Source organism: Vibrio sp. YT-16, assembly GCF_033337405.1.
Lineage (GTDB): Bacteria > Pseudomonadota > Gammaproteobacteria > Enterobacterales > Vibrionaceae > Vibrio > Vibrio alginolyticus.
Genome location: NZ_JAWOQQ010000039.1, coordinates 1 through 4,939, shown reverse-complemented (window position 1 = coordinate 4,939; position 4,939 = coordinate 1). Strand labels below are relative to the sequence as shown.

The following is a 4,939-nucleotide window of genomic DNA, read 5'->3' as shown; positions in this document are numbered from 1 at the left end:
CCCACCTCCGCAGCCATTTATTGGTGTGGTCTACAGAGGATTATGTCTTTTTAGAGGGGAAAATCCCTAGAACCCCAAAATGGCGGAGAATGAACATATTGATAAAGAGATTTTCCACCTGCTTTTAACGAGCGGTGTTTATCGCAACTATGCAGAGCGGTATTTATCGTCAGAGTTAATGGACGTCGACGATATTCAACAGTTTCTAGACTGAACAAAAAATAACGGCTGGAATTGCCGTTGAGTCCTTAACGAAAAAAAGGCAGCCCCAAATAGCACGGGCTGCCTTTCTAATCACTCAAAATAAAGGATTAGACAGTGGATTCGTTAATCGGCTCTAGTGCAACTTGCTCTGTGTTGTCACTCTGCTCTTTAGGAGTACGTTTAGCCAATACGTAGTAGAACAGTGGCGTGAGTAGCAGACCGAATATGGTTACACCAATCATGCCAGAGAACACAGCGATACCCATTGCTTGTCTCATTTCAGCACCGGCACCAGTAGAGAACACCATTGGAACCACACCCATGATGAAGGCAATCGACGTCATCAAGATTGGGCGAAGACGTAAGCGTGATGCTTCAAGAACAGCCTCCATCACAGTGCGACCTTTATCTTGCAACTCTTTGGCGAATTCTACGATTAGGATGGCGTTTTTAGTTGCCAAACCAACCAGTACGATTAGACCAATTTGAGTGAAAATATTGTTGTCGCTACCCCATAGAATCACACCGCTGATCGCCGATAGAAGCGTCATAGGAATGATTAAGATGATTGCCATCGGAAGACGTACACTTTCGTATTGCGCAGCAAGTACAAGGAACACCAACAAGATAACCAGTGGGTAGATCAACATAGCTGTATCACCGGCCAACTTCTGTTGGTAGGTCAGCTCGGTCCATTCGTAAGTCATGCCAATCGGTAGTGTCTCTGCAAGGATCTGCTCAATCGCTGCTTGCGCTTCACCTGAGCTGAAACCTGGCATAGGGCTACCATTGATCTCTGCTGTGGTATAAGCGTTGTAATGCATCACACGGTCAGGACCAGCACTGTAATTCACATCAACAAACGCGCCTAAAGGAATCATTTCACCGTTCGCATTTCGAACCTCTAGTTGGCGAATCTGCTCTGGTGTTTGGCGGAACTCTTCGTCGGCCTGAACGTTCACTTGGTATGTGCGACCAAAGCGGTTGATATCATTGACGTACGTGCTCCCCATGTAGGATTGCAGGGTAGAGAAAACATCGTCTAATGATAGGTCTTGCTTGAGCGCTTTCGTACGGTCAACATCCAGGTCTAACTGTGGAACATTAACTTGATAGCTTGAGAACACACCAGTTAGTGCCGGGTGCGCCCATGCTTTCATGATCACTTGTTGAGTGACACCGTATAGCGCTTCGTAGCCGTGGTTCGCTCGATCTTGGATCTGCAAACGGAAACCGCCAATCGTACCCAGACCCTGAACCGGTGGTGGTGGAAAGATCGCGATGAATGCATCAGGGATAGAAGCAAATTTTTGGTTCAGCTGACCTGCAATCGCATTTGCGCTAAGACTCGGATCTTGACGCTCGTCGAAATCAGCCAACGGAGTGAACACGATACCGCTGTTTGGACTATTGGTGAACCCGTTAATGCTCAGACCTGGGAATGCAACGGAGTGTTCAACGCCTGGTTGTGCCAAAGCAATCTCGGACATCTCACGAATCACTGCATCGGTACGCTCAAGTGAAGCCGCGTCTGGCAGTTGCGCGAATGCAACCAAGTACTGCTTATCTTGACCCGGCACATAACCCGTAGGAGTCTGATCGAATTGGTAAGCCGTTAAGCCAAGCAGGCCAACATACATCACACCAATCAGTGCGCCAAGTCGAATGCTCTTCTTCACCGCGTAACCGTAAGCGATAGAACCTTTGTTAAATAGCTTATTGAATGGGGTAAATACGAAGCGTCCGAACAAGCCATCCATTGCACGCGTGAGCCAATCTTTCGGTTGGTCGTGACCACGTAACAACAGGGCAGAAAGAGCCGGGCTCAAAGTCAGCGAGTTAATAGCTGAAATGAACGTTGAAATAGTAATGGTCAACGCAAACTGTTTATAGAACTGACCCGTTAAGCCAGACATAAACGCAGTCGGGATGAATACCGCAGCGAGCACCAACGTCGTCGCAACAATTGGGCCTGTAACCTCTCGCATCGCTTTTTCTGTCGCCGCAATAGGAGCAAGACCTTCTTCGATGTTTCGCTCGACGTTTTCGACCACCACGATCGCATCATCAACAACGATACCGATAGCGAGTACTAAGCCAAACAGTGACAGAGCATTTAAAGAGAAGCCCATTAAGTACATGAAGGCGAACGTACCAACTAATGAAACCGGAACCGCAACTAATGGGATGATCGATGCGCGCCAAGTTTGCAGGAACAGAACAATAACTAGTACAACAAGTAATACCGCTTCAAGCAGTGTCTGCACTACCGCTTCAATAGAACCACGAACGAATACCGTTGGGTCGTAAACAATCTCGTAGCTCACACCTTGAGGGAAGCTAGCTGACAGCTCTTCCATTTTCGCTCTTACGTCATCAGAGATCTGAATCGCGTTTGAGCCAGAAGCTTGGAAGATTGGAATGGCAACTGCGTCTTGGTTATCAAGTAGTGAACGAAGTGAGTAGGTTTCGGCACCTAATTCAATACGAGCGACATCTTTCAAATGGTTGATCTGACCATCTTCACCAACCTTGATGATGATGTTCTCGAACTCTTCAACTTCGCTTAAACGTCCTTTGACATTAATAAGCAACTGGAAGTCTGACGAGCCACTTGGTTGAGCACCAAGGCTACCTGCTGCAGCTTGTTGGTTCTGTTCGCGAATCGCAGAAATGACTTCACTAGGGTTGAGGTCCAGGCTTGCGACCTTGTTTGGATCAAGCCAAATACGCATGCTGTATTCGCCACCACCAAACAGGCGAACGGCACCCACACCTTCGATTCGGGCAAGTTCATCTTTAACGTTAAGCGCTGCATAGTTCGCAAGATAAAGTAGGTCATAACGCTCATCAGGCGACACCAAGTGAACGACCATGGTTAAGTCTGGTGATGACTTTTCCGTCACAACACCAAGTCGCTGAACGGTTTCAGGCAAACGAGGTAGGGCACGATCAACACGGCTTTGAACTAGGGTTTGCGCTTTGTCTACGTCGGCACCAATGGCAAAGGTGACGGTTAACGTCATCACGCCATCAGAAGTCGCTTGAGAAGACATATACAGCATGTCTTCTACGCCGTTAATCTCTTCTTCGAGGGGAGACGCGACGGTATCCGCAATCACTTTCGGGTTCGCACCCGGGTAAGTCGCTGTTACAACGACAGTCGGAGGTACAACCTCGGGGTATTCAGTGATAGGCAGTTGCCATACTGACAATGCACCACCGATGAATATGAGTATCGACAGCACGGATGCAAAGATCGGCCGACGAATAAAGAACTGGGAAAACATTGCAATGGTTCCTTTATTGCTTCACTTGCAGAGTCAGTAGCTCACTGCGCTGCTGGTCTCGTAATGCTTGTTGCTGGCGAATATTGGCAAGGGTGTTTTCATCAGCCATTGCAACTTCATCGGGCGTAACAGGCATGTTGGCACGAACGCGTTGTAAGCCATTGACGACAATCTTTTCGTCGCCTTTTAGGCCATCCAATACAATGCGCAGACCGTTAAGGCCTTCACCAAGAGAGATTGCTCGGTATTGGACAATATTGTCATCGCCTAAAACCAAGACATACTTGTTATTCAGATCGGTACCAATCGCCTTGTTATCAATCAACACACCTTGGTAGCTATCCGAGCCAGCGATACGCATTTTGGCGAACATACCCGGTAAAAATTTCTTATCCGCATTATCAAAAACGGCGCGAACTTGAATGGTTCCCGTTGCTTCGTCAATCGCATTGTCTACAAAGTCGATGTAACCGATATGAGGGAAATCGGTATCGTTAGCCAACGACATTTGGACGACATTTTCAATTTCACCATCCGCTGAGATGAGGTTATTAATCTCTTGATATTTAAGGAAACTACGCTCATCAATGTCGAAATAAGCGTACATTTTCGAAGTAGATACCAGTGACGTAAGAACGGTTTGACCCGTAGTTACATAGTTACCTTTGGTCACCTCTGCGAAAGAAACTTTGCCTGCAATCGGCGCGCGAACTAGAGTGAATTCAAGGTCTAGTTCCGCTTTTGCCAAAGCAGCTTTAAGAGCTGAAACACTTGCAACGCTACGCTGCTGATCTGCAAAACGCGCATCAACGGTCTCTTGAGAAATTGCTTTAGTTTTGCTTAGTCTTTGTGCACGTTCATAATCTTTGATTGCTTGGTTCAAGCTTGTTTGAGCACTGCTAAGTTCCGCTTTCAAACGGTTAACTTCAGCAACAAACAAACGATTGTCGATTGAAAAAAGCACGTCTCCAGCTTCTACGAGATGGCCTTCACGGAAGTGAACACGGTCTACGTAACCCGATACACGAGGCATTACGGTGACGGTTTGAGGTGATTCTAATCGACCAGTGTATTGATCAAGCTCGGTAACCTGTTCTACAAGCACTTGTGCCACTTCAACCGTTGGTGGTGGCGGTGCTGATGCAGGTGCTTCGGCGCGTGAATCTTGACATCCAGACAACACCAATGGCGCTGCAAATGAGATTAGTAGAAGAGGCGTTCTAAGGTGTTTGCCTACCATCTCGCTATCCTTATGTTAGTTTTGTACCGATCGGCATAATAATCCTGACTTTTGATATTGATCAAGTAAAATTTATAGAATGAATAGTTACAACATATGGACAACGTATGCCTGCCGCATTACCATTTAGGGGTTCTAGGGATTTTCCCCTCTAAAAAGACATAATCCTCTGTAGACCACACCAATAAATGGCTGCGGAGGTGGT

At 47.0% G+C, this 4,939-nt stretch carries 3 protein-coding genes; 1 reads left to right on the top strand and 2 read right to left on the bottom strand.

The window, feature by feature from the left end:
• Positions 1-79 precede the first annotated feature (79 nt).
• Entirely contained in the window at positions 80-214 is a 135-nt protein-coding gene (locus R7F07_RS24370; protein WP_257898055.1) for a hypothetical protein, read from the top strand.
• A gap of 97 nt (positions 215-311) precedes the next feature.
• Here the strand turns inward: R7F07_RS24370 and R7F07_RS24365 are convergent, their stop codons facing one another.
• Both R7F07_RS24365 and R7F07_RS24360 read right to left on the bottom strand, forming a co-directional pair.
• Positions 312-3,494 carry an efflux RND transporter permease subunit gene (locus R7F07_RS24365; protein ID WP_203347286.1) on the bottom strand — a complete coding sequence of 1,061 codons (3,183 nt, stop codon included), beginning with the start codon at positions 3,492-3,494 and terminating at the stop codon, positions 312-314.
• A 13-nt stretch (positions 3,495-3,507) separates the two neighbouring features.
• Positions 3,508-4,734: an efflux RND transporter periplasmic adaptor subunit gene (locus R7F07_RS24360; protein WP_203347287.1), complete on the bottom strand. Its 1,227-nt coding sequence runs from the start codon at positions 4,732-4,734 to the stop codon at positions 3,508-3,510.
• Between the last annotated feature and the right edge of the window lie 205 nt (positions 4,735-4,939).

Excerpts from the sequence above, each read along its gene's own strand:
- R7F07_RS24370 (WP_257898055.1), top strand. The coding sequence starts at position 80 with ATGGCGGAGAATGAACATATTGATAAAGAGATTTTCCACCTGCTTTTA.
- R7F07_RS24365 (WP_203347286.1), bottom strand. The coding sequence starts at position 3,494 with ATGTTTTCCCAGTTCTTTATTCGTCGGCCGATCTTTGCATCCGTGCTG.
- R7F07_RS24360 (WP_203347287.1), bottom strand. The coding sequence starts at position 4,734 with ATGGTAGGCAAACACCTTAGAACGCCTCTTCTACTAATCTCATTTGCA.